At 55.3% G+C, this 25,661-nt stretch carries 18 protein-coding genes and 1 pseudogene; 17 read left to right on the forward strand and 2 right to left on the reverse strand.

Annotated features, from left to right (window positions below):
* The first annotated feature begins 22 nt into the window (after positions 1 to 22).
* Positions 23 to 1,666: a type 2 periplasmic-binding domain-containing protein gene (locus R70723_RS30870; RefSeq protein WP_039877954.1), complete on the forward strand. Its 1,644-nt coding sequence runs from the start codon at positions 23 to 25 to the stop codon at positions 1,664 to 1,666.
* Here the strand turns inward: R70723_RS30870 and R70723_RS31755 are convergent.
* Positions 1,644 to 3,748 (reverse strand): annotated as a pseudogene (locus R70723_RS31755) (cytoplasmic protein). The gene R70723_RS30870 and the pseudogene R70723_RS31755 overlap by 23 nt on opposite strands.
* Before the next feature lie 632 nt (positions 3,749 to 4,380).
* On the opposite strand from R70723_RS31755, the gene R70723_RS30880 reads away from it, so the two are divergent.
* The 16 genes from R70723_RS30880 to R70723_RS30955 all read left to right on the forward strand — a co-directional run bounded on the left by R70723_RS30880 (position 4,381) and on the right by R70723_RS30955 (position 24,662).
* Positions 4,381 to 6,984 (forward strand): alpha-L-arabinofuranosidase C-terminal domain-containing protein, encoded by a 2,604-nt coding sequence (locus R70723_RS30880; protein ID WP_052421532.1) that lies wholly within the window; start codon positions 4,381 to 4,383, stop codon positions 6,982 to 6,984.
* Between the two features lie 72 nt (positions 6,985 to 7,056).
* Positions 7,057 to 8,478: an ABC transporter substrate-binding protein gene (locus tag R70723_RS30885; protein WP_039877955.1), complete on the forward strand. Its 1,422-nt coding sequence runs from the start codon at positions 7,057 to 7,059 to the stop codon at positions 8,476 to 8,478.
* A 100-nt stretch (positions 8,479 to 8,578) separates the two neighbouring features.
* The gene (locus tag R70723_RS30890; protein WP_052421533.1) at positions 8,579 to 11,575 is read left to right on the forward strand and encodes an extracellular solute-binding protein; all 2,997 of its coding nucleotides are present in this window, start codon (positions 8,579 to 8,581) and stop codon (positions 11,573 to 11,575) included.
* Positions 11,572 to 12,537 carry a carbohydrate ABC transporter permease gene (locus tag R70723_RS30895; protein WP_231574803.1) on the forward strand — a complete coding sequence of 322 codons (966 nt, stop codon included), beginning with the start codon at positions 11,572 to 11,574 and terminating at the stop codon, positions 12,535 to 12,537. The genes R70723_RS30890 and R70723_RS30895 overlap by 4 nt, the downstream gene beginning before the upstream one ends.
* A gap of 1 nt (position 12,538) precedes the next feature.
* On the forward strand, positions 12,539 to 13,399 hold the full coding sequence (locus tag R70723_RS30900; RefSeq protein WP_039877958.1) for a carbohydrate ABC transporter permease: 861 nt from the start codon (positions 12,539 to 12,541) through the stop codon (positions 13,397 to 13,399).
* Positions 13,400 to 13,407: 8 nt separating this feature from the next.
* Complete coding sequence (locus R70723_RS30905) at positions 13,408 to 14,901, forward strand: hypothetical protein (RefSeq protein WP_144027101.1); 1,494 nt, start codon at positions 13,408 to 13,410, stop codon at positions 14,899 to 14,901.
* Entirely contained in the window at positions 14,901 to 15,515 is a 615-nt protein-coding gene (locus R70723_RS30910; RefSeq protein WP_039877961.1) for a Yip1 family protein, read from the forward strand. Before R70723_RS30905 ends, R70723_RS30910 begins: the two co-directional genes overlap by 1 nt.
* A 15-nt stretch (positions 15,516 to 15,530) precedes the next feature.
* Positions 15,531 to 17,870, forward strand: coding sequence for a DUF5696 domain-containing protein (locus R70723_RS30915; RefSeq protein ID WP_039877963.1), 2,340 nt, complete (start codon positions 15,531 to 15,533; stop codon positions 17,868 to 17,870).
* 4 nt (positions 17,871 to 17,874) lie between these two features.
* Positions 17,875 to 18,750 carry a carbohydrate ABC transporter permease gene (locus tag R70723_RS30920; protein ID WP_144027102.1) on the forward strand — a complete coding sequence of 292 codons (876 nt, stop codon included), beginning with the start codon at positions 17,875 to 17,877 and terminating at the stop codon, positions 18,748 to 18,750.
* 3 nt (positions 18,751 to 18,753) lie between these two features.
* The gene (locus R70723_RS30925) at positions 18,754 to 19,746 is read left to right on the forward strand and encodes a carbohydrate ABC transporter permease (RefSeq protein ID WP_052421534.1); all 993 of its coding nucleotides are present in this window, start codon (positions 18,754 to 18,756) and stop codon (positions 19,744 to 19,746) included.
* 139 nt (positions 19,747 to 19,885) lie between these two features.
* Positions 19,886 to 20,602 (forward strand): lantibiotic protection ABC transporter ATP-binding protein, encoded by a 717-nt coding sequence (locus R70723_RS30930; RefSeq protein WP_039877964.1) that lies wholly within the window; start codon positions 19,886 to 19,888, stop codon positions 20,600 to 20,602.
* Positions 20,529 to 21,323 (forward strand): lantibiotic immunity ABC transporter MutE/EpiE family permease subunit, encoded by a 795-nt coding sequence (locus tag R70723_RS30935; RefSeq protein ID WP_231574804.1) that lies wholly within the window; start codon positions 20,529 to 20,531, stop codon positions 21,321 to 21,323. Before R70723_RS30930 ends, R70723_RS30935 begins: the two co-directional genes overlap by 74 nt.
* A gap of 1 nt (position 21,324) precedes the next feature.
* Positions 21,325 to 22,083, forward strand: a complete 759-nt coding sequence (locus R70723_RS30940) for a lantibiotic immunity ABC transporter MutG family permease subunit (RefSeq protein WP_039877966.1) — start codon at positions 21,325 to 21,327, stop codon at positions 22,081 to 22,083.
* Positions 22,084 to 22,134: 51 nt separating this feature from the next.
* The gene (locus R70723_RS30945; protein WP_039877967.1) at positions 22,135 to 22,797 is read left to right on the forward strand and encodes a response regulator transcription factor; all 663 of its coding nucleotides are present in this window, start codon (positions 22,135 to 22,137) and stop codon (positions 22,795 to 22,797) included.
* Positions 22,785 to 24,185, forward strand: coding sequence for a HAMP domain-containing sensor histidine kinase (locus R70723_RS30950; protein ID WP_039877969.1), 1,401 nt, complete (start codon positions 22,785 to 22,787; stop codon positions 24,183 to 24,185). Before R70723_RS30945 ends, R70723_RS30950 begins: the two co-directional genes overlap by 13 nt.
* A gap of 237 nt (positions 24,186 to 24,422) precedes the next feature.
* Entirely contained in the window at positions 24,423 to 24,662 is a 240-nt protein-coding gene (locus R70723_RS30955) for a hypothetical protein (RefSeq protein WP_039877970.1), read from the forward strand.
* Between the two features lie 82 nt (positions 24,663 to 24,744).
* Here R70723_RS30955 and R70723_RS30960 read toward each other — a convergent pair whose 3' ends face one another.
* Positions 24,745 to 25,470 (reverse strand): 3-ketoacyl-ACP reductase, encoded by a 726-nt coding sequence (locus R70723_RS30960; RefSeq protein ID WP_039877971.1) that lies wholly within the window; start codon positions 25,468 to 25,470, stop codon positions 24,745 to 24,747.
* Positions 25,471 to 25,661: the final 191 nt, after the last annotated feature.

Genomic DNA, 25,661 nt, shown 5'->3' on the forward strand with positions numbered 1-25,661 from the left:
AGCTGATAAGGAGGATAATGGAATGAGTGTGAGTTACCGGCGGTATGCCGCCCTGATTGCAGCACCGGTCATTGCCGCAGGCCTGGCTCTGCTCAGCGGCTGCAGCCTGAAACCGGGCAATCCGTCCGCTGACGCGGCAGACCAGCCGCCGGCTCAGGCTTCTCCGGCTCCCGGCTACACCATCTCCTGGACGATGCACCAGAACCTCCCGGTTCCTGAGGATGCGGCAGTCGTCCGTGAAGTCGAGCAGAAATTCGGCGTCGATCTCGATGTCTGGAATCTGGAAAATAATAAATATGAACCGCTGCTTGATCTGAAGCTCGTTCAGGGGAGTATTCCCGATCTGTTCCGGATCAGGCAGACCCAGGATCTGCTGAAATACCGGCAGCAGGGCGTGCTGGCGGAAATTCCGCAGGAGCTGCTTAACACCTATGCGCCAAATATTATGAAATCAATCCGGGAGAACGCCGCTGCTTATCAGAATTCCGGCATCATTGACGGGGCTTACTACGGCATACCCGTTGTTAACCCTACCAATATCTATCGTATCCCGGTTGTCTACCGCCAGGACTGGCTGGATAGGCTCGGCCTGACTGTGCCTGATACGCTGGCTGATTTTGAGAAGGTCATCTATGCCTTCGCGAACGGCGACCCGGACGGCAACGGTATCAAGGACACCTACGGTCTGTCGCTCGAGGGGATGAATGTGGTCTTTGGTGCGTTCGGGCAGATTGTTTTTGCCGACCAGCTCTATTTCAGCAGGCAGGACCAGCAGCTGGTCATCGGTGCCCTGCAGCCGGAAATGAAGGAAGCGCTGCGTTATCTGCGCAAATGGTATGAGGATGGGGTCATTGATCCGGAGTTTGTTACCGGGGAGAATAAGGGCGGCTATAAGCACTTGTCCCATGCCTTTACAGGCAGCCGGATTGGCATGACCTCCATGGGCAATTATTACCACTGGATTCAGGACGGTGATTATTCCACATGGACGACAGATGAGCTGGGAAAAACCGTGGAGATGCCGGTTGCAGCCACCTTTAACGCAAAGGAGCTGACGGCCAAAAACCCGGACGCCCGGATCGTATTCGGGCGTCCGGTAAGCGGACCGGAGGGCAAGCGGGGCTCCAAAGCCTACGATATGCTTATGAGCTTCACCGCTATCGGGATAGATGCTGTAAAGGAGCCGGGCAAGCTGGAGACCATCCTGCAGATTCTTGATTACGTCAGCGCCAACCCCGACCGGCAGGAGGATACTGCGATGAAGTTCGGCATTCAGGGGGAGCACTGGGATTGGGCGGACAGCCTGAACAAGGAAGTGGTGGTGCTGCCGCCGTATGACCGGACCTTCAGCTACCAGAATACCATTGGTGCCAGCCTTGGCATGACGGTACCGGTGATGCCTGACGACCGCAGGGAGCAGTGGGCGGCTACACTTGGACTGGAGCAGGACGGCATCTATAATGCCCTGGAGGTCGCAACGCCCGCGCTGGTCAAGAGCGGGCCGGAGCTGATCCGGCTGCGCAACGAGGCTTATATCGCCTTCATCACCGGTGAAAGACCGCTTGAGGAGTTCGACAGCTTTGTTAAGGAATTTATGGCGGCGGGCGGAGCCGGGGTGCTGCGGGAGGCGAATGCGTCTGCGCTCACACCACATACTCAGCCATAATCTGCTCAATATCGAACGGAGTCAGCCCCTGCTCTACCGAAAATACAGTATCTGCATGGCGCGGCGATCCGGCAAGCTGCCCCCGGGCCTTGACATGGAGCATGAACAGGTCGTACAGATCCGGCTTTTTGAGCGAGGTCATCGCTTTGCCGATCAGCACCATTCCCTTACGGTTGCCCTCCACATTATTATAATAATTAGGGTCTCTCGTCAGCGACAGATCGGTCCAGATCACCGTCCGTTCCACCAGATCCAGTATGACTGGGATGGCAATCTGCGTATCGGCTGTGACATCCACTTTATTCGCAACGGTCGAAGGCTCAAAGACCTCCCCCGAACCGGGCTTCTTCCGCATCATCCAGCCGGTAAAGCATTCCGGCAGATTACAATAAGGCTGCTCTGTGAAGGAATTCAGCGACGCCACCACGTATCTTCCGCCATACTCGATAATAGAAGGAATATGCAGATCAATGAACTCGCAGGCCCCGTGAGGCGCAGACACGATGTCCCCGCTGTGTGCAGCCAGATACTTCGTCGAGCGCAGATTTGTGTAAGAGATATGCTCTACATAGTTCCAGTTAGAGTCATACATGACCGCAGACAGATCAATATCTACCCGTCCCGTAGACACCCCGCCGGCCTTTCCCTCCTTCCACCAGCTGAAAAAGCGGATCGTATCCCCCTCCCCCATCGGCAGCCGGCTTCCCCGGACCAGGGTATGCAGTGCTTTGCTGGCTGATCTCTGAGAGAACGGTACATGGTAGCTTTTAAGCCGCTCATCCACGTACGTATTGCCCAAAGGCGGCAGCTCTGCAAAACGTCTGATTAACGCCTGCTCACATATGCTTACGATATTCTGACAGACCCCGGCCTCAATCTCCGGCAGCGTATCAGGCACAGCAAAGGCTTTGGCTACATTTCCTTTCGGGAAAAAGACCCGCAGCTCCCGTTCCTCCAGACGATGGGCAAAATGGTTCTTCACCTGCAGCAGCACAGGAGTCGCTACCTGCTCCGCCGCTTCGCCAAAGGCCAGCACAACGTAATCCGTGTGTTCCGTTCCGCGCAGCAGATGGTCCAGTCTCCGTGCCAATTCACCCGGACGCTGGATCAGCAGATCCAGCGCATCCATACCTGCTTATATTTTAACGCCAGCTCCACACTGCTGTTAAAGGTTGTACACGGCTTATTGTTCCGCAGAATATCCCAGGCTTCCTCACAGCGCGCATACCGCTGCTTATATTCGGACGGGTGCAGAATCTCGCCCAGGCGGATCCAGCGGTCCTTATATCTCAGCATATCCTCTGTCAGCGGCTGGCATTGCTCCAGCAGGCCAAGCAGCAGACGGCGTTCGCTGCGCTTGAATTTGCGGAAACGCACCGGGGCCGCCAGGCTGACATCACCATCCGACCAGGCTGCGGCCAGGCGCAGCACATCGGTAGCCGTTTTGAAATACCGCCCCAGCCGCGCCAGGTTAGCCTTGTCATGCTTAAGGAGCGATGACGCCACGAACGCGGTATTTTCCTTGAACGGAATGTCTGCCGGCAGAATCTCCTCCAGCTCCTCTGGTTCAAGCGCCGCTATTACGGCATCAATATCCTCTTTATCGGCTGCGGAAATCGAGCCTTTAGCCTGAATAAGCCGGCGGAGCATCAGGGAGAAATCCTCTCTGTCCCCAAGCCCAACCGTCTTCAGCTTCACCTGCTCCTGCAGCGGCTCTCTCTCAGCAGACCCGTCGTATGCCGGAAGATCCCAAGTATAGTAATGGTACATCGCATTTAAATACAGAATAGCCTCATGCTCCAGCATGACCTGCTCCGGAAACCCGGGATACATCGGTTCATACTCTACATGCGCACCCAGCATCACTTTTAAATCCGCAGCCAGCTGATCATACAGCACCTCAAAATCTTCCTTCGGCAGCACGCTCACCGCACGGAACAGGTCAGGAGACAGGGCAAAGCCCAATGCTTCCAAATTACGGGCCGCCGCCGCCAAATATCCGTCTGCCAGCCGCCCGTTTCCGGTGTGCTTCTCCACAATGATCTTGCGCGCTCTACGTAAATAAATCGTGTTTATGTTCATTTTAAAGTGTCCAGGAAAGCCGTATCCCTATTTAGATCATCCTCTGGGTTTAGAAGGAAGGAAATACGATAGCCTGGACGCCTCCTCTCCGGATAAGCATCCTTCAGGAAAGCTGCGGCCCTAAATCATTTACAGTGAGTTAGAAGGAAGGACCGCAATAGCCTGAAGGCTCAAGCGTCCCGGATTCTGATGATCCCGGCCGTCTGATGTCCTTATCATCGCATACGGCGGTACGTACAAACAGGGCGGAAGTATTACGACAATGGAAAATTAGGGAAGCGTCTGCCCATAAAGTTCAAAGTTTTTTTTATTTTTAAATGAACTGAATAAAAAAAAGAAAGCTAAAGCAAAAGAAATTTTGTTGGACAAATTAAAGCGGTTTCACTGGAAAATAACCCTTTATTTTAAATTTAACTAAAAGCATATTTTTATTGTCACTTCTTTGTTTTAAAAAAGCATATATTTTCCACAGATTTATCAGCTTTCCCAACGATTTATATTCATTAAAGTATAAAATGGTTTAGTGTTATTCATTTACAACTGGTTTTTATTGTGTTAATTTAGCTTTGGAAACGGATTCAAATGGTTTTTTAAGGAAATGGTTTTAGATGTATTTAAAACAAGTGGTCTAATTGAACAGAGAGCCAGGGAGTAAAGGGGGAGCAACGCTGAAGAATAAAAAGCACATACCAGCCTTATCCTTGCTGGTTGTCCTGCTGCTTGCCAGCGGAGCGCTATATTACGCAAACAGCTCAGGTGCACCGCCGGCAGAGCAGTCCGCCGGACAGCAGGCTAAGCCGGATGAACGGGAGGCGCAGCAGCCGCAGGAAACGGACAGCCCGCCGGGCGGCGGTCCTGCCGCATACAGCTTGACCGTGGATACGGCGAACCCCGGGGCGGTTATCAGCCCGATGCTCTACGGGGCGTTTTTTGAAGAGATTAACCATGCCGGAGACGGCGGCCTGTATGCCGAGCTGATCTCCAACCGTTCCTTTGAGGATCATCCCGACACCCTGTTTAACTGGTGGGCAGAAGAACGCGGCGGGAGCCGGGGAAGCGTAACCCTAAGTGACACACAGCTGCTGAATGATGCACAGACCCGGGCGCTGGTATTGACCGTAGCGGCTGCGGCCGAAGGCGGCCAGGTATCAGCCGTAAATAACGGCTACTGGGGAATCGCTCTGCAGGAAGGGGCAGAATACCGCTTATCCTTTTATGCCCGGCCCGAGCCCGGGGCACAGCTGCCGCTCAATATCACACTGGAAAGTCCGGACGGTACAGAGGTCTACGCCGCTCAGCCGGTACCGGCACTTAAGGAAGGGTGGAACCAATACAGCTACACCCTGGTAGCCAAAGGCACTACGGCCAATGCGCGCATGCTCATCTCGGCATCGGAGCAAGGAACGGTGTATCTGGATATGGTCTCGCTGTTCCCTGCAACCTGGAAGGACCGGGAGAACGGCTTAAGAATCGATCTGGCGGAGAAGGTGGCGGCCATGCAGCCGTCGTTCGTCCGTTTTCCGGGGGGCTGCTTTGTAGAAGGCAAAACACCGGAGAGCGCCTACCGCTGGAAGACGACGATCGGCCCGCTTGAGACACGTCCCGGCCATCAGGGCTATTGGAATTACCGCTCCTCAGACGGGCTCGGCTTCCATGAGTATCTGCAGTGGGCTGAGGATTTAGAGGCAGAGCCTCTATACGTAGCTTATATCGGAATCTCCCATGACGGTGATCCGGTAGCCAAGGCCAATACCGTTCCGCTTGCCGAAATCCAGCCGTGGATACAGGATGTGCTTGATGCCATCGAATATGCCAACGGGCCGGTCAGCAGCGAATGGGGCGCCAAGCGGGCGGCGAACGGCCATCCGGAGCCTTTCGGCCTGAATTATGTGGAGATCGGCAACGAAAACAACTTCCAGCCTGCGGAATACAGACAACGGTACGGATTGTTCTATGATGCCATCAAAGCGAAATATCCTGAGATCCATATTATTGCCAATATGGCGGTGCAGGGTGAGCCGATAGAAATCATTGATGAGCATTATTATGAATCCTCGGAGTGGTTCATGAGCAATGCGAACCGTTATGACTCCTATGACCGCAGCGGTCCTGGCATATATGTCGGTGAGTATGCTGTGACCAAGGGTGCCGGCCAGGGAAATATGAATGCGGCACTTGGTGAAGCTGCCTTCATGCTGGGTATGGAGCGCAATTCCGATATTGTCCTGATGTCCTCCTATGCCCCGCTGTTTGTGCATGATAAAGACCGGACCTGGAATCCCGATGCCATTGTCTTTAATTCGGCAGCCAGCTACGGGACGCCTTCCTATCATGTGCAGCAGATGTTCGGCAGTAATAAAGGCGATGTTGTTCTGCCCTCCGCTCTGAAGACACACGGTCAGACGGAAGCTGAGCAGGCAGTCATTGAAGGTGCCATTGGCCTGGGGGCCTGGTCAACGCAGGTTGAGTATAACGACCTGCTCGTCTCACAGAACGGCGTGACGCTTCTTGAGGACAGCCTGGATCAGGAGACCGGCAGCTGGGAGATGCAGAGCGGAAGCTGGGAGCACAGTGACGGACTCCTGCGTCAGACCGGCAGCGCGATCGATGCCCGTGCAATGGCAGGCGAATCCTCCTGGAACAACTACACGCTTACAGTCAAGGCCAGGAAAGCCGACGGGGCCGAAGGCATGCTGATCATGTTCGGCGCGAAGGAGAATGACAACTTCTACTGGTGGAATATCGGCGGCTGGGGCAATACGGTAAGCGCTATTGAGAAATCGGTTGGCGGCACCCGGTCCGTAATCGGACAGAGCGTTCCGGTTAGCATCGCTTCCGGTAAATGGTACGATATCCGCATTGAGCTGTCCGGCACCACCATCCGCGCCTACCTCGACGGCAAGCTGGTGCATGAAATAAAGGATCAGCTCTCCACCGGACCGCTCTTCACGGCGGCGAGCCGCGAGCTGGCCAGCGGCGATATTATTGTCAAGGTAGTTAACAGCAGCGGGAACGCATTGACAGCAGCGCTTGCGTTAACAGGAGTGCCTACAGGTCAGCTCCAGGGGAGCGCCCTCGTCCTTGCCGCCAACCAGCCCGTTGACGAGAACAGCTTTTCGGAGCCTGGCCTCATAGCTCCCAAAACCAGTGAAGTAACCGTAACAGACGGCAGTCTGGAGTATGCATTCCCTAAATTCTCAGTAACGGTACTCAGATTCAAGGAAGGAGGGCAGTGACTTATCAGGGGAAGCAGCTCGTTTAATATAGACTTTGCAATGATTAGCACATTATAAGGGGAGGTTTGTTTGATGATTCAAAAAAGGGGAAATCTCGCTTTGCCGGTACTGCTGACGGGAATGATGCTTCTGTCAGCCTGCAGCAGCGCGCCTGCCACATCGTCAGTCAATAATTCATCTAACACCCAAAATAAAACAAATACTGTTGCGAGTGAAGCTACCGCAGCTCCGGCTGCCAGTGATAACACCGCCGCCGGAAACAGCGCCGCTGACGCCCTGCCAAGCAAGGATATCACCGGTGAAGTAACGGTCTGGGCCTTCAATGAGCAGGTCTTTGATGAGATCGGCCAGGCCTTTATGGCGGAATATCCCGGCATCAAGCTGAACACCGTGGTTATGCCTTTTGGAGATCTGCATGACAAGCTGCAGACCACCATTGCCGCAGGCAGCGGCGCACCGGATGTGGCGGAGGTGGAAATGTACCAGCTTCACCGCTATATGACCGGCCACGTTCTGGAGAATTTGCTGGAGGAGCCCTATAATGCCGGCCAGTACAAGGATCTCGTCCATCCCTTCAACTGGGAGCGCTGGATGACACCGGACAGCTCCGAGCTGCTTGGTATGCCTTGGGATATGACGCCTGGTGTGTATTATTACCGTGCTGATATTTTTGAAGAGCTGGGCCTGCCCAGCGAACCTGCCGAGCTTGGCGAATACATGCAGGATGAAGAGAACTTCCTGAACCTGGTGCAGATTCTCAAGGCAAACGGCAAGTACTTCATGGAATGGAGCGACGGCCCGATTGTCTGGGCCGGGGATGAGGTCGGCTACTTTGATAAGGATATGAACTGGCTGCGCAACACAGACAAAATGGTCAAGGTGCTCGATATTACCAAACGCGGGCAGCAGCTCGGATGGGCTCCGCATCTCGGCTACACCACCGATGAAGGCAAGCAGCTGGTGCTGAAGGGCGACATGGTCGGCATCGTATCCGGCTCGTTCGGTGCGCGCGGACTGCAGGAGACCTTCCCGGAACTGGCCGGCAAGTGGCGGGCAACCCGTCTGCCGGTAGGCATTAACGTCGGTATGGGCGGATCAAGCTTCGTCATTCCTGCGCAGAGCAAGAACAAGGAAGCTGCCTGGGCCTACATCCAGTGGTCCATGCGCAGCGAGAATGCCTGGAAAATCTGGACCAAGCATTCGATTCAGCCTGGCTACAAGGATATTTCCGGCCTGGACTGGTATGCCAACACCAAAAACGAATATTTAGGCGGCCAGGAGGAATTCAAGCTGTATGAGCAGCTCAGCAATGATATTCCTATCAAGCATTTGACTCCGGTAGACAATAAGAGCTGGGAGATCTTCATCACCGCCATCGGCGATGCACTCGCCAAAAATACGGATTCCAAAACCGTTATACAAAAGATCGGCGATGACGTAGCGGCACAGGCTGCCAAGGAAATCGCCGGCTTTAAGCAAGCCATGCAGCAATAAACAGGAGGATATCAGGGGGCAGCCTGCATTTGCCGGAGCTGTCCCCCTGCATTTGTCCGGGTGCTCCGGACAGCCTGTAACGATGGGAGGAGAAGGATGCGTGCTGCGCATACTGCGAAAATATAAAGTAAGTCTGTCGGTTCTGGTAGTTCTGGCACTCTCCCTGGTGTGGTGGAATGAGTCTCGCGGCTTTGATAATGCTGCAATGGCCGGCATTCCCGAGTATACCGGTGTAGACGAGAGCTCCGTTCTTGAGCTGGACAGTGTCAATTCCAAGCTGGAGCCGTCCTATTCAAGCTACTACACGGAACTTCAGAGCAGCGAAGCTGCCGATGCGGGAAATTTCGCCCTTGTACTGCCTGCAGCAGGCTACTCTGCTGTGAGCTCAGGCGGTACTGAGCTGATGGACGGACTGGGCGGAAAGACAGGACCCGTACTGGCGCTGCAGACAGAAGACAGCTGGGCAGAATATAAAGTTACCGTTCCGGCGGACGGCTTCTATCAGATGGGAATGGAATACTACGCGCTGCCGGGCAAGCGTTCCTCTATAATCCGCAGTCTGAAGGTAGACGGCGAGTATCTGTTCTCACAGGTTAAGAAAATGGAGTTCCAGCGCATGTGGGCGGAAGACGGCGAGCCCTGGCGCGATAACCAGGGAAATGAATTTAATCCGAAGCGTGTCGAGGTCAGCGGCTGGCAGTACCGCGAATTCCGTGATGCCGAGGCGCGTACGGGAGAGCCGTTCCGCTTCTATCTGACTAAGGGAGAGCACACGCTCAGGCTGGAAGCCATACGTGAGCCTGCCGCACTCAGCGAGCTGAGGATCTTCTCGCCTGCAGCCCTTCCGTCCTATGCAGAGGTCGAACAGGAATATCAGGCCAAGGGCTACAAATCTGCAGAGAACCAGGTCATAAAGGTGCAGGCGGAAACGTCCGTGCTGCGCTCCGACCCGACACTCAAACGGATTGAGGACCGTGAGCCGCTGACCGAGCCCTTCGACAAAAACGCAATTGTGCTCAACAGCTTCGGCGGCGTGGGCTGGCGCACGGGCGGGCAGTGGGCCGAATGGGAAATGGAGGTGCCGGAGAGCGGCTTATATAACATCGGCATCCGGTTCGGACAATGGTTCCTGAACGGAATTCCCGTTGAACGGCGGATTATGATTGACGGCCAGGTGCCGTTTCAGGAGATGAATGCCGTAAAGTTCCCTTACAAGGCGGAATGGCAGGTGAACCGGCTTGGCAATGATGACGGAGCCTATGCTTTCTACCTGGAGAAAGGCAAACACACGCTGCGCATGGAGGTCCAGGTGTCCAGCGTCGGCCCGATGATTGAGGATGTGCTGAGTACGACACAGAAGATGTCGCTTCTGTCACGGGAAATCACACAGGTGACCGGCACGAATCCGGACCCGAACGGAGACTGGAAGCTTGAACAGAATATACCCAATCTGGTGCCGCGCCTGCATCTGATGGCCCGGACACTGGATGAAGCTGTGCAGGCCATGTACGACTTCGGTGTTGAGCAGGGCAGCTCGGAGCTGAGCACACTGTATGAGGCACGCGACCGGTTTCTGGAGATGGCTGAGGAGCCCTCCTCCATTCCGGGCCGTCTGCAGCAATTTACTGATCTGCAGTCCTCGCTCGGCACATGGGTCAACGGCTTGATGAAGCAGAGCATCGTTATGGACTACATTGTTGTGAAGTCGGAAGACCAGCCATGGCCGAAGGATGCAGCTCCTTGGTATACACGGGTTGGAACGATGGCTTATGATTTCGCCAGCTCGTTCACCAAGGACTACAGCGGCATCGGCAATACCTACAAGGATGAAAAGGTGCTTGAGGTATGGGTCTCCCGCGGACGTGACTGGGCTGAGATTATCAAGCAGATGATTGATGAGGATTTCACCCCGAATTCCGGCATCAAGGTCAATGTGAATGTCATCCCTACTGTGGCCGCAGATCAGAAGCAGATCCTGCTGCTGGCGAGCACGGCAGGACTGGCGCCCGATGTGGCGCTTGGCGTAGAGGGCGAAGTGCCCATTGATTTTGCCGTCCGTAATTCACTCGTTAATCTGAATGATTTCGCGGATTATGATGAGGTTGCCTCCCGGTTCAGAGAAGGCGCACTTATTCCTTATAAGTATAGCGACGGCGATTATGCGCTGCCGGAGAATCAGAATTTCAGCATGCTCTTTTACCGCAAGGATATTATGGAGCAGCTTGGGATCACCGATGAGGATATTCCCGACACCTGGCAGGAGGTCATGGAGCTGATTCCGCTGCTTCAGCAGAACGGGATGGATTTCTATTATCCGCATGCTCCCAACAATCCTGCACTGGCGATCAATGAGTTTGCACCGTTCCTGTTCCAGTATGGCGGTGATTTCTATAAGAATAACGGCACTCAGTCGGCGCTGGATTCGCCGGAAGCACTGACGGCCATGAAGACCTGGACCGGCCTCTTTACCAACTATAAGCTGCAGAAGCAGGCGGATTTCTATAACCGCTTCCGTTCCGGCGAGATGCCGATCGGGGTGGCCGATTATTCCACCTACATCCTGCTCTCTACAGCGGCTCCGGAGCTAACCGGCTGGTGGGGCATGAAGCCGATGCCGGGCATTGAACAAGAGGACGGGCGGGTTAACCGTTCCACCGGCGGGCTGGCCCAGACAGCCATGATCTTCAGTGACTCCGAGATGCAGGAGGAATCCTGGGAGTTTCTGAAATGGTGGACCGGTGCGGATGCCCAGGAGAGCTTCGGCTCCGAGCTGGAATCGCTGCTGGGGGTTGAGGCCCGCTGGAACACCGCCAATATTGAAGCGCTAAAGCGGCTGCCGTGGCAGCAGCAGGATATCGATGCCATTCTGGAGCAATGGGAATGGTTCAAGGAGCGCGAGGTTGTGCTCGGCGGATATTATACGACCCGCTATATCGCTAATATCTGGAATGAAATTGTGCTTAACGGCAGATATCCGCGTGAAGCTGTGGAACAGGGCGTACGTGAGATCAATAAAGAGCTGAACAAAAAACGCGAGGAATTCGGGCTTGATGTAACCAAGCCTTCCGGCGACTCAGGAGGGGGAGAGCAGAAGTGAGCAGTGAAATTATTGTGCCTGCGGAGCACGGGGATGCGGGTCTGCAGCTTTCCCGGACGCCGGGAAAATGGGCCCGGCTATGGGGCGATATTAAGAAAAACAAGGTGTCCTACTATTTTCTCGCCCCTTTCCTGCTCCTGTTTACCATTTTTACCATTGTGCCGATCGTCATGTCTGTCATTCTCAGCTTCTCCTACTACAACATTATTGAAGCCCCCCACTTTATCGGCTTCTCCAATTACAAGCTGCTGTTCGTGGATGATGACATCTTCCTGAAGGCCGTCGGCATTACCTTGAAGTTCGCCTTCATCACCGGGCCTGTAGGTTACATCATGGCCTTTCTGCTGGCCTGGCTGATCAGCCAGATACCCCAGAAGTACAGGTTCTTCTATACCCTGTGCTTCTACCTGCCCTCCATTACGAGCGCGGTAGCGATGTCCGTTGTGTGGCTCTATTTCTTTGCCGGCGACCGCAAGGGGCTGCTTAATCACTGGCTGATCCAGCTCGGCATTCTGAATGAGCCGTACCTGTTCCTGCAAAATGTCGATTCCATCGTCCCGGTTATCATCATAGTTTCCTTATGGATGAACATGGGCGTAGGCTTCCTTGCCTTTCTTGCCGGACTGCAGAATGTCCCCGGCGATCTGTACGAAGCGGGCTCCATCGACGGGATTAAGTACCGCTGGCAGCAGCTGTGGTACATTACGGTTCCGTCGGTCAAGCCGCAGCTGCTGTTCGGGGCTGTTATGCAGGTGGTCAGCTCGCTTACCGTGTTTGATGTCAGCATGCGGCTGGTCGGGTTTCCCAGCCCGCTGTACGCAGGGCATACAATCATGGCCCATCTGTTCGATTATGCATTTACCCGCTTTGAAATGGGCTATGCTTCGGCCATTGCCGTGCTGCTGTTCTTCCTGATGTTCGGACTGAACCGCCTCATCTTCAGAGTGCTGGGGAGGGATTAGGATGTTCAAATTCAAAAGGCGGCGGATCGATTTCGGAGGCATTGCCCTCTATTTGTTCCTTACAATATTCGGTCTGCTGATGCTATTGCCGCTTATCTATATGGCCGTAACGGCATTTAAGCCGACCAGTGAGCTATTTTTGTTCCCGCCGCGGTTTTTCGTGGTCAATCCGACGCTGATCAATTTCCGCGACCTGCTGCTCATTACGGGAACCTCTGCGGTGCCGTTTTCACGGTTTATTTTCAACAGTGTAATCGTGACCACCGGTATCGTGCTCGGCGGGGTGGTCATCTCCGCTATGGCGGCCTATCCGTTGGCCAAACATAATATGCCTTTCAAAAGCGCGATCTTTAATATGATCGTCGCCGCGCTCATGTTCTCGCCGCTCGTGCTGCAGATTCCGCAGTATCTGCTGATCAGCCGCAGCGGACTGATGAATACGTACTGGGCGATGATTCTTCCGTACCTGGCTGCGCCGATGGGGATGTTCCTGATGACGCAGTTTCTGCGCCAGCTGCCCGACGCGCTTCTGGAGGCTGCGCGGATTGACGGCGCTTCGGAATGGAAGGTCTTCTGGGTAATTGTCATGCCGATGCTGAAGCCGGCCATCGCTACCTTCGCCCTGTTCAGCTTCATCGCGGCCTGGAACGACCCTTATCCTTCCATGGTCTATACGACCGTGCAGGAAATGAAAACCCTGCCGCTGGCGATTCAGACCATCAGCGGCGGAGCCGGTGTAGTCGCCCGGGTCGGTACCCTGGCGGCGGCGAGCTTCCTGATGATTATCCCGACGCTGCTGGTCTTTGTGATCACACAGCGGATGGTGCTGCAGACAATGGCCCACTCCGGGCTGAAGGAATAGGGGGCGAGATGATGAACAGAAGCAACAGATTAAGCAGCAGGCTGGCTGCCCTGCTGGTCTTCACACTGCTCCTTCCCCTTCTGGCATGCGCGGGAACGGCTTCCGCCGATGCCCCTTACCGGGGATATACATGGACCGGTTCCGGCAGCGAGGTCAGCTCGATCAACGGATATATGTATGATTCATCCATCGATCCCGGCAGTACCGCAGCCGGGGCGCTTAAAAACCCCGAGTCGCTGTTCATTGCCGAAGACGATACGCTCTATATTGTCGATACAGGCAACAGCCGGATCATTCATCTGGATAAGAACGGTGAGCCGATCAAGATCATCGGAGATGCCGAGGGCGGCGGCAAGCTGCAGGAGCCGAAGGGAATCTTCGTCAAGCCTGACGGGACGGTATATGTGGCCGACACAAAGAATCAGCGGATCGCAGTGTTTAATCCAGAGGGCGGATATGTGCAGGAATTTCCCAAGCCGGACAGCACACTGCTGGGAGCGAACTTCTCCTACTCCCCCTCCAAGCTTATCGTAGATAAACGCAATTACATGTATGTGGTCAGTGACGGAAATACCCAGGGTCTGATGCAGATTGATTCGACGGGTAAATTTAAAGGCTTCTACGGGGCTAACCATGTAGGGTTCTCCTGGAGCCGGCTGCTGATCAGGCTGGTGGCAACCAAGGAGCAGCAAAGCCAGCTCGCGGCCGTGCGCCCCTCCGAATTCTCGAATGTCGACATCGACGAAGAGGGCTTTATCTACAGCACTACGCTCGGTGAAGAGAACAACCAGATCAAGCGGCTCTCGCCGGTCGGCGTCGATACACTCAACACGGGGAACCGCCGTTACGGCGATTTTTATACCGACGGCCCGTTCAGCATGGCTTCTTTTATCGGAATCAGTGTTGACAGGAACGGGTTCATCACCGCGCTTGATCTGCAGACAGGTAAAATATTTCAATACGATAAGCTGGGCAATCTGCTGTTCAGCTTCGGCGGAATCGGCGAGCAGAACGGCCTGTTCGTGACGCCCTCCGCCGTGGATCAGACCTCTGACGGGCTGCTTTACGTAATCGATAAAGGCCGGGGCCGAATTGACCGGTTCCGGGCTACTCCATTCGCCGAGCTGGTCCACGAGGCTTCGCTGCTGTATGTGGACGGTAAGTATGAAGAGGCACAAGCCTTGTGGCAGGAGGTTCTCCGCCTCAATGCCAATTACGAAATGGCTTACCAGGCTATCGGCAAGGCGCTGTACAAAGCGGAGAACTATCAGGAGGCGATGGATTACTTCAAGCTCTCGAATTCCAGAGCCGACTATTCCTCGGCGTTCCGCGAATACCGCAAGGTGTTTATCCGCGAGCATTTCACCTGGTTTTTCTCCGGGACCATCGCCCTGCTTCTCCTGCTGTACTGGGGAATGCCCAAGGTATACCGCCGGTTCCTGGCATGGCTGTACGGGCAAAAAGCGGCGGTTAAGGCTGCTGCGGCAAAGGGGGAGCTGTAATGTACACCTTGCAAATGATTCATCAGGTGGTCACCCACCCTTATCAGTTCTATCAGGACATTCAGGGCAGACGGCGGATTTTCTGGTATCAGGGCATTCTCATGGTGCTCCTGACCTTTGCTGCCAAAACCCTCTCCATCCTGATTACCGGCTATGCCTTCGAAACCCGGGAGCCGCATGAGATTTCTGTATTTCATGAGTTTATCTGGCTGGCGGTTCCCTGGCTGACCTGGTGCATCTCCAACTGGGGCGTCAGCACGATTCTGGACGGAGAAGGCAAATTCAAGGAGATCTTCGTGGGCAGCGCCTTTGCCTTCGCGCCTTATATGCTGCTGGCCGTCCCGGTGACGCTGCTGACACAGGTGCTGGCGCTTGATGAAGCATCCACCTATAACCTTCTGCATCAGTCCCTGATTCTATGGGTGGCCTGGCTGTATCTGCTCAAGGTTAAGATTCTGCATGATTTTGAGCTGCGTAAGGTCGTTATGATCACATTAATCAGCATTGCCGGCATCGGCATCATCTGGTTCGTAGGGATACTGCTGTTCGGCATTTCCAACCAATTCGTTTCATTTATGATCGATCTGCTCAAAGAGCTGCGATTGCGCGCGTAAGGGGGAGAAAGCACAATGAGAATAAATAAAAAGCTGCGCGGCATCCTCGTTATCCTGCTGGTGTTAGTAACGGCAGCTGTAGGTATACGGCCGCTGCAGGGCTCCGCCAGCCAGGCCTCCGGCGGGTCTGCCGTGCAGCCTGCGGCAGCCGGGAGCAGCGCCGAGGCAGAGGCTGCCGTCCCGGCGTTGACTGAAGCGCCAGCGGAAGCACCCGAAGCCGCGGCCGAAGCGCCCGCTGCTTCCACGGCTGAACCGGAGCTGCTGCCAGTGGCACCGGGGACAAAAGCGCTCGAGAACGACCGTTACACGCTTTATGTAAATGAGCAGACAGGCAACATCCGGATTACCGATAAGGTGACCGGCGCAGAGTGGCTGGGTGCTCCGCAGCTGGAGAAGACAGCTATGCCTAACAATATTAAATACACGGCAGCGCCGGTCTACGCCCGGTATACCCAAGGCGCTGATATTACTCAAATCTACCCGCTCAAGGACGAGGACTCCAGTGTAAAGGTGACGCTGGAGCAGGATGTGGTGCGGGCGGAGTTTGCTTTTGCCAGCCTGCAGCTTGGCTTCGCGCTGGAGTACCGCCTGACAGAGGACGGCTTCGAGGCCACCATCCCGCGCGAATATCTGAAAGAGGCGGGCAGCGCCAAGTTTACAAGCCTCGAGGTGCTGCCGTTCTTTCATGCCGCCGGGGAAAAGGCGGAGGGAGCCATGATGCTGCCCGACGGTTCGGGCGCATTGCTGGAATTCCGCCCTGACCATCCGACCTATCTGAAGGGCTATTCCGAGTATATTTACGGCGGGGACGAGACCTTCATCACGCAAAATCATGAAATCACCGACAGCTACTGGCAGAAGGCGGCACCGCTGAAGAAGAACATTGCCCTGCCTGTCTTCGGGATGTATCACGGCGGCACCGGTTATCTGGCGATCGTCACCGAAGGCGATACCGACGCCAAAATCAACGGCGTGCCGTCAGGCATCCGCGCCATCCCGCTCTACCGGGCCTCCTGTGAGTTTACGCTGCGCAAGGATGACGTCATCTTCGTCGGCAGCTCCGGCCAGATCCCGTATTATCAGGGCAAGCTGATCGACAGCGGCCGGGCTGTACGCTATGTGCTGCTGCAGGGGGACAATGCGGATTACGTGGGCATGGCCAAGGAGTACCGCCAATATCTCCTTAACAGCCAGCAGATTCAGGAGTCTGCCCCTGCGGCGGTCCCGCTGTATCTGGAGGTGCTCGGCGGCATTTCCCGTGATGAAATCATCGGCTCCACCTTTGTTGAAATGACTACCTTCCGGCAGGTGCAGGAAATCATTGACCGTTATCAGGCTGAGGGGGTCAGCGAGCTCGAAATTACAGTAACAGGCTGGTCCAAGAACGGACTGCTTGGCAACCAGCCGGACCACTTTCCGGCGGATAAGCATCTGGGGGGCAGCAAAGGCCTAGAGGAGCTTCAGGCCTATGTCGCAGAAAAAGGCGTCCGCCTGTATCTGAAATCCAATTACGTCAAGCCTTATCAGGACAGCAGCGCCGTCAAAGCCGGTAAGGAAGCGGTCCGGGGGATTAACCGTGAGGTGCTGAAGCAGTACATCTACTATCTATCATCCGGCTGGAACACTGACGACCACTTCTACCTGCTGAAGCCGGATGTCATTGCCGGGCGCGCATCCTCCGAGCTGGACAGCTACCGCAAGCTTGGAGTAGCCGGTGTTGCCTTTGAGCATTTCGGCAGCCTGCTCTACTCCGATGAAGATAACAGCTCACTGTCGGACCGGCGCCAGACAGAAGAGGTATACACCGGCACACTGGAGCAATACCGCAAGGAAGGTCTCCGTACTGCCGTGGATTACGGATATGCTTATGCGCTTGAATCAGCGGACCGAATCGATCAGGTACCGCTGGATTACAGCGGCTTTGTCTATACCGACCGCGCTATCCCGTTCTATCAGCTTGTGGTGCATGGCCTGATCCCGTATACCTCAGCTCCGGTCAACCTGTTCGACGATTCCCGCAAGCAGCTGCTCCGCGCACTTGAGTACGGGGCACTGCCGAGCTATAAGCTGACTTATGCGGCAACCAGCGATCTTCAGCGGACGCTCGAAAACGGATTGTTCACCTCCAGTGTGGACGACTGGCTTAAGCCTTCTGCACAGACCTATCTGGACATGAAGGAACTGTTCGGCCGTGTGGCCGGCCGGCAAATGACCGGTCATGAGCAGCTGGAGGCGCAGGTGTTCAAAACCACCTATGAAGGCGGCGTAAGCATCATTACCAACTACAACGATTACGCTGTCAACGCCGGAGGGCAGCAGGTGGCGGCCTACGGATATGCGGTGACAGGAGGATGATAAAGTGAAAAAATCAAGATTATCAATGCGCGCACGCTATTATATGGAAGGTTACTCCTTTATCTCCCTGTGGCTGATCGGCTTCCTGCTGTTTATGGCTATCCCGCTCGGGCGCTCCCTTTACTACTCCTTTCAAAAGCTGCAGGTCAGCCAGAACGGCCTGATCGCCTCCTTTGTAGGAACAGATCATTACCGCGCGGCGTTCACCACGGATGTTAACTTCCTGCCGCTGCTGAAGGATACCATGGTGTCCATGCTGACCCAGGTGCCGCTGATCCTGATCTTCTCGCTGTTCTGCGCCATTCTGCTGAACCGCAAGCTGGTCGGCAAAACCTTTTTCCGCGGCATCTTCTTCCTCCCGGTCATCATTGCTTCCGGGGCGATCCTCAGCAAGCTGATGGACCAGGGTGCGGCGAATCTGCCAATCTTTTATAACGAGAACCTGTACAGCAAGCTGAGCGCCTTTATCCCCGGTGATCTGCTGGAAACACTGCTGCAATATGCAGAATCGCTGACGCTGGTCATGTGGGATTCCGGGGTTCAGATTCTGATTTTCCTGGCCGGCCTGCAGACGATATCCATCACCCTGTACGAAGCCGCCAAATGTGACGGTGCAACCGCCTGGGAGGGCTTCTGGAAAATCACATTTCCGATGATTATGCCCATGATGCTGGTCAACACGCTCTTCAGTATCGTCAGTTCTTTTACCAAGGCGGATAACCAGATGATGACCCATATTTTGAACGTCGTCTTTAAAACCAATGATTTCGGCTACGGCTCGGCTATGGGCTGGATCTATTTCGTCATTATCTTCCTGATTCTCGGTCTGGTATTCCTCTTATTCCGCAAATCGCTCAGCACCACTGAAGGGAGGAAATAGACGATGTTAAAAGAAAGCGTAAGCCCTGCCCGGACTGCCCCGCTCGAAGCGGTATCGGGTCGTCTGAAGAAAAGCGGCGGAGTGGACAGAATCATCAAGCGGTCGCTGCAGGTGGTCAATATCGCCTTTTATTATCTGGTGATTCTCAGCCTGACCTTCGTCTTCCTGTACCCGCTGCTGTATATGCTGTCCAAGTCGATGATGCAGGCCCAGGATGTGGCGGATGCTACGGTGCAATGGATTCCGAAGGCGCTCAGCTTCCATAATTACAGCCTGGCCTGGCGCTCGCTTAATTTCTGGGGCGGCTTCACCAACAGTGCGATTATCTCCTTCGGAAGCGCGGCGCTGCAGATTATCAGCTGCTCGCTGGTCGGCTACGGCTTTGCCAGATACCGGTTCCCCGGCTATACGCTGTGCTTCGTGCTGCTGCTGTTCACCTTTCTCGTGCCGCCGCAGACAATCGTGGTTCCGCTGTATCTGTTCTTCAGCGATCTAGGCTGGATCAATACGCACCTGCCGTTTGTGGTGCCGTCCATGTTCGGCCACGGCCTGAAGGGTGCGCTGTTCGTCCTGATCTTTATCCAGTTCTACCGCAGAATGCCGAACGTGCTGGAGGAAGCGGCACGGATCGACGGCGCGGGACCGTTCAGAACCTACTGGCAGATCATGTTCCCGCTGGCCAAGCCGGCCATGCTGACGGTCTTCCTGTTCTCGGTGGTATGGCACTGGAACGATAACTTTGAGCCGAACACCTTCCTGACGACGCCGAACTTCTATAATCTGTCCCAGCGTCTGGCGATGTTCTACGGTACAAATAACCAGGCTGCAGAGACGATGTCGCAGATGACCTCCGGCTCCATCGGGATGGCACCGACCGGGCTCAATCAGGTAATGGCCGGCTGTATTCTGACCATCCTGCCGATATTGATTCTCTACCTGTTCGTGCAGCGCCACTTCGTAGAGAGTGTGGAACGCTCCGGCATTGCCGGGGAATAAGCTGCAGCTCCTGATGCCCCTTAGCCGTAACGACGGCCTGGGGCATCTTTTTTATTGGTCCGGGCAGGCCAGTTCCGGGTTCCTTACAAATTCCTTATAACTCCCCTTTACACTGTCTAAGTGGAAAGGATGATATAATATGCCGGACATTATTTTAGAAACCATTAATCTGTGTAAGAGCTTCAAAAAACAGCCCGCCGTAAACAATGTGTCGCTTTCCGTACCCCGGAACACAGTCTACGGGCTGCTTGGGCCGAACGGTGCCGGGAAATCGACGACACTGAAGATGATCGCCGGGATGCTGCGGCCGGATTCAGGGAGCATTACCTATCAGGGGCACGAATGGGCACGGAAGGATCTGAGCGAAATCGGCGTCCTGATTGAATCACCGCCGCTGTATGACAATCTGACGGCCCGGGAGAATCTGCAGGTGCGGACAATGGCGCTCGGGCTGCCGGAATCGCGGATAGCCGAGTCGCTCGCCATCGTCGATCTGTCCCATACCGGAAAGAAACGGGCCGGCCAGTTCTCGATGGGCATGAGGCAGCGACTCGGCATCGCAATTGCACTTCTGAACAAGCCGAAGCTGCTCATTCTGGATGAGCCGACGAACGGGCTCGACCCGATCGGAATTCAGGAGCTGCGGGAGCTGATCCGTTCCTTCCCGGGGCAGGGGATCACTGTCATTCTGTCGAGCCATATTCTCTCCGAGGTGGAGCAGGTGGCCGGTCAGATCGGGATTATCGCCGGCGGACGGCTGGGGTATCAGGGGGCTGCGCCGCATGGGGCGGAGCTGGAAGCCCTGTTCATGCAGGTCGCTGCCGCAGGCCGGAGAGCGGGTGAGGCAGGTGCTTAGACTCATTAGCGCGGAGCAGCTGAAATGGCGGCGCACCTTTATTCCGCAGCTGGTATGGATTACCCCGCTGCTCACCCTGCTGCTCTGCGCCCTTCTGATGGGCGGGCGGTATTTTCAGACCGGAGCCTATAACTGGTGGTATACGATGCTTCTGCCGGGCGCACTGACCCTGGTCTGCTCACTCGCGGTGCAGAAGGATGCCAAGCTGAAGTACCGCGCCCTGCTGGCGCTGCCCCTCCGCCCGCAGGCACTCTGGTCGGCCAAGGTCGCCGCCGTCGCAGGCTGGCTGCTGGGGACCTGCCTGCTGTTCTTCACCGGTGTTACTTCCAGCGGCTGGCTGTTCGGTCCAACGCTGCCGCTGCTGAACAGTGCGGCCGGAAGTCTGCTGATCTTCGTCACATTATTGTGGCAGATTCCGCTCTGCCTGTTCCTCGCGGCCCGGCTCGGCCTGTTTGCCGCCGTTCTGATTAATATGGCCCTTAATATTGCAGGCGTGGTCACCTTTGATATGGGCGGACTCTGGGATTTCATGCCTTACACCATTCCTTTCCGGCTGATGTGCCCGGTGCTGCATATCCTGCCTAACGGCCTGCCGGTCCCGGAGGGCAGTCCGCTGAGAAGCACCGACACGATCCTCCGGGATGTGCTGGCCTCCCTCGCCTGGTTTGGCAGCCTGTTCTTCCTGACAGCGCGCAGCTTCCGCAGACAGGAGGCGCATTAGAATGGCCTCTTTACTCGGACTGTTCAAGGCCGACCTGCTCAAAACCCGCCGCACACCGTTTCTGCTTCTTCATCTGCTGGCCCCGCTCATCGCAGTGTCGGTATTCCTGGCGTATTACTCTTACTCCCCATGGAGTGCTGACGACAAGGTGCTGGCTTATCTCCAGGTGCTGGGCTGTGCCTTGCCAACACTGATTGCTCTGGTCTGTTCAATGGCAGCGGAGCAGGAAGCGCTGGCCGGGCGATTTCAGGGAATGCTGGCGCTGCCCGCCCGGCGGACCAAGGTCTACGCCAGCAAGCTGCTGCTTCTGCTGCTCTACGGCCTTGGCGCCATTCTGCTTGCCGCCGTCCTGTTTGGCGCCGGGTTCCGGTATGTCCTGGGCCAGGATGGCCCGGGTATGGCTTTTTACTGGAGCAGCGCCTTTATTCTGTCAGGAAGCACTGTATTTCTCTATCTGCTGCACGGCTTCATCAGCCTGCGGTTTGGCCGGGGCCCGTCGATTGGAATGGGCATTACAGGCAGTCTGATCGCAGCCCTGCTGCTTACCGGACTCGGTGAGGGCATCTGGCCGTATGTCCCTTTTGCCTGGGCAGCCCGGTTCACCTCCATATGGGCAGCTGCCAGCTCGGGGACTCCCCTATCACCTGCCTTATCGCAGGCCGATACCGGAAGCCTTCTATGTGTAGCGGCAACACTGCTGGCTGCCGCCCTCTCCTGCCTCTGGTTCCAGCGCTGGGAAGGGCGGTCAGCTGATCATTAGATCAGATATCGTTTTTAGATAAACAACTATTATTAAATAGAGGGAATGCATATGGCCAACATACTCGCCGTCGACGACGAGCCCGCCATCCTTGCACTGATCCGCAGTGCCCTGGGCGCCGACCGTCATCTGGTAACAACCATTCAGGACTCCACCACCGTGCATCGGAGCGATCTGGGTTCATATGATCTCATACTGCTCGATGTGATGATGCCCGGTATAGACGGCTTTACACTGTGCCGGGAGATCCGCGCGGCGGTGGATTGTCCGATTCTTTTTCTGACCGCCAAGACGCTGGAGAGCGACCTGATGTACGGGCTCGGGCTGGGTGCGGACGATTATATTATGAAGCCGTTCAGTATCGGCGCGCTGCGGGCGCGGATCAATGCCCACCTCAGACGGGAAACCCGCGAGCGGAGGAAGGTGCTGTACTCCGAGCTCGTTCATTTCAACCTCTCCGGCAGGGAGCTGCTCGCCCGCGGCAGCAGAATTCCTCTGACCAAAGGCGAATATGACATTTGCGAATTTTTGGCGCGGAGCCGCGGGCAGGTCTTTTCCAAGGAGCATATCTATGAGGCAGTCTTCGGGCTTGACGGGGAAAGTGACAGCAGCGCCATCACAGAGCATATCAAGAATATCCGTGCCAAGCTGAACAAAGCGGACATTGAGGCCATTGAGACAGTCTGGGGGATTGGTTACAAGTGGAAGCTGTAAAAAGAGCACCCGGGATGCGCCTGCGCACCTTTTTTCTGCAATATCTCCTAATTTTAAGCGGGGGAACCATTGTGCTGCTGGTCCTGCTGCTCGGCCTGTTTACAGCTGCTTTTTCGGCCGGTGTTATTCTGCCCGCCAATTATGCGGAGAAGGAGATTGAGGCTGTTAAGGCTACGCTTGAAGCGGGTAACGAAGGTGCAGCTGCTGCCATTCCGAAGCTGGCGGACTTCGCTATATTTACAGCCGGAGGGAAGCTGCTTACAGGCAGTCTAAATCCGGACGACGCAGCTCTTGCCCGGGAGCTTATTCAGCAAGGCAAGAACCAGGGCTCCTATTTCTATAGCTCTGCCCTTAACGGAGAGGAGCTCTGGATCTTCCGCTATACGCTAACGCCGCAGTTTGCTTCTCCGCTGCTGCGCAGCAGTCTGCCAAATCCGCAGCTGCTGGGCATACTACTCTTCATTCTTGGTATACTCGCTCTGGCAGCCGTGCTAGCCGCCCGGTTTGGTCGCAGGCTATCGCAGAAAATGGCCGGCCTGCAGGAAGCGACCGACAACATCCGGCAGGAAAATCTGGAGTTCACCGTCCAGCCAAGCGGAATCAGGGAAATTGACGACATGCTGGCCTCGCTGGACCGGATGAAGGAAGCGCTGCAGGCTTCACTGAAGCGCCAGTGGGAGCTGGAGCGGTCCCGCAGGGAGCAGATTTCAGCGCTCGCCCACGACATCAAGACCCCGCTCACCATTATCCGGGGCAATGCCGAGCTGCTGCAGGAAACTGCCCAGGATAAGCACCAGCGGGAGTATAACGGATATATTCTGCAAAGTGCCGGGGATATTGAAGCCTTCGTGCAGGAGGTCATTGATCTGTCCAGTCTACAGGCAGCCCCCCGGCACCGGAAGGCACGGGTACGGCTGACGGATTTCCTTGCCGAGCTGGAGAGCCAGCTGCGGGCCTTATCCTCGTCCTCAGGCAAGGACATTACGGTAGAGGTCATTGCAAAAGAGACGCTGCCTGAGAGGATATTTATAGATAAGGAGCTGCTCCAGCGGGGAATCGTCAATATTCTGGCCAATGCGGCAGAGCATACGCCACTGCAGGGCAAGGTGACACTTGAGGCCGGGCGGAACGGTGAAGGTACCGTATATTTTACAGTTACAGATACGGGCTGCGGCTTCTCTCCGGCCGGGCTGCGGGAGGCGGCAAGCCAATTCTACATGGGCGACCAGAGCCGCAGCTCCGGCAAGCATCACGGGATGGGCCTGTACATTGCCGAATCGGCCGCGCAGCAGCACGGTGGAACGCTGAAACTGGAGAATGCGGCGCCTTCCGGCGGAGGGAGAGTGACGCTGAGTGTTTCGGCCGAAAAAAGCACGGAGCTGATCTAATCGGTGCCTCTAGCCTGCAAAGCGGCTGCTAATCCAGCAAGGTATATTAACCGCGAAATCTCCTCCCGTCAAGAAATATTTCGTAATTAGGCGGCAGAGCCGGCAACTCCCCATTAGAGCTGCTCAAGAAGAAGTTATTCCGCAGCTTGTGCGGCCTGGCCGCTTTTTCCAAGCCCCGTCATCTTCCTGTACAATTAATCCCGGAATGCTGATATACGGCAGGAAAGGAGAGCCCGCATGCATAGTGTGGACAAAATCAGATTTACGCTCTTTTATGGTGACCCCCCCCAAACAGACAGCTTCGGCTATATGGAACTCAACCGGGAGGGCAATATGATTGCGCTATACACCAAGGATGGGGAGGAAATGGATATCTATGGCGGGCATGAGTTCGTCAGAGTGGGTACGCTCGGCAAATTCGATGATAAGGACCGTGATCATTTCTACACCTTATTAGAAAAGGACGGGGTAGGCTGAGCTATCCGGCTGACCGTTAGCCTGCAGCAGACAAGGAAAAGGCCACCCCTCCCGGGATGGCCTCTTATTCATTGTCCGCGGATCAGAACGGATTCGTAGCAATAAAGCTCGCCGTCTTCACATACACACGCGGGTTCAATCTCAGCTGGTCGATAATGAACTCTGCGATATCCTCAGGCTGGACGAACTTCGCGTCATTGTTCTCCTTGATCAGGTTCAGATCCAGTGCAAGATCTGTTGCAATCGTGCTCGGGGTCAGCGCCGATACACGGATGTTGTTGCGGCGGACCTCCTGGGCCAGGGATTCGGTCAGGCCGATCATGGCAAATTTGGAGGCGCTGTAAGCACTGGAGGTAGCTGCGCCGTTCAGTCCGTTAGTCGAGGAGATGTTAATGATATCACCGGCATTCTTGTCGATGAGCTGCGGCAGCACAGCACGGGTAACATAATAGGTCCCCATGAGGTTGACGTCAATCATCCCCTTCCACTCTTCAGGGTCCATCTCCAGCAGTGTGCCGAATGTAGCAATCCCCGCGTTGTTAATCAGAATATCCGCAGCACCCAGATCATTCTTGAGTGCTTCAACCGCCGCATCTACCTGCTCTTTTGAGGAGATATCTGCAGCCGCATAAGCAGCCTTAACCCCATAGGTCCCGATTTCAGCAGCCAGCTCCTTCAGCAGCGATTCTGTTCTGGCCAGCAGGCCTACATTTACGCCTTCCTTGGCAAGCGCAATAGCCGTTGCCTTTCCGATTCCTCTTGCAGCTCCGGTTACGATTGCTGTTTTTCCTTGCAGTGATTGTGCCATGTAAGCAGGCTCCTCTCTATTTTTCTTGGAAATATCCTCATTTATTATACTATGCCCGGACAACCAGAGCTAAATGCTGCGCATGATATTGACAATCTAAATATACCAAAGGCCGGGGCAATCCAAATTTTATTTACCATTTTTTTATTGACACCGGTCCCGATTGCATATATATTGTTCGATAATGAGAA

The sequence above is a fragment of the Paenibacillus sp. FSL R7-0273 genome (assembly GCF_000758625.1).
Lineage (GTDB): Bacteria > Bacillota > Bacilli > Paenibacillales > Paenibacillaceae > Paenibacillus_AQ.

Coding starts and splice junctions, on each gene's coding strand:
- R70723_RS30960 (WP_039877971.1), bottom strand. CDS start 25,470: ATGGCACAATCACTGCAAGGAAAAACAGCAATCGTAACCGGAGCTGCA.
- R70723_RS30925 (WP_052421534.1), top strand. CDS start 18,754: ATGTTAAAAGAAAGCGTAAGCCCTGCCCGGACTGCCCCGCTCGAAGCG.
- R70723_RS30935 (WP_231574804.1), top strand. CDS start 20,529: ATGGGGCGGAGCTGGAAGCCCTGTTCATGCAGGTCGCTGCCGCAGGCC.
- R70723_RS30930 (WP_039877964.1), top strand. CDS start 19,886: ATGCCGGACATTATTTTAGAAACCATTAATCTGTGTAAGAGCTTCAAA.
- R70723_RS30870 (WP_039877954.1), top strand. CDS start 23: ATGAGTGTGAGTTACCGGCGGTATGCCGCCCTGATTGCAGCACCGGTC.
- R70723_RS30900 (WP_039877958.1), top strand. CDS start 12,539: ATGTTCAAATTCAAAAGGCGGCGGATCGATTTCGGAGGCATTGCCCTC.
- R70723_RS30905 (WP_144027101.1), top strand. CDS start 13,408: ATGATGAACAGAAGCAACAGATTAAGCAGCAGGCTGGCTGCCCTGCTG.
- R70723_RS30940 (WP_039877966.1), top strand. CDS start 21,325: ATGGCCTCTTTACTCGGACTGTTCAAGGCCGACCTGCTCAAAACCCGC.
- R70723_RS30915 (WP_039877963.1), top strand. CDS start 15,531: ATGAGAATAAATAAAAAGCTGCGCGGCATCCTCGTTATCCTGCTGGTG.
- R70723_RS30955 (WP_039877970.1), top strand. CDS start 24,423: ATGCATAGTGTGGACAAAATCAGATTTACGCTCTTTTATGGTGACCCC.
- R70723_RS30885 (WP_039877955.1), top strand. CDS start 7,057: ATGATTCAAAAAAGGGGAAATCTCGCTTTGCCGGTACTGCTGACGGGA.
- R70723_RS30910 (WP_039877961.1), top strand. CDS start 14,901: ATGTACACCTTGCAAATGATTCATCAGGTGGTCACCCACCCTTATCAG.
- R70723_RS30945 (WP_039877967.1), top strand. CDS start 22,135: ATGGCCAACATACTCGCCGTCGACGACGAGCCCGCCATCCTTGCACTG.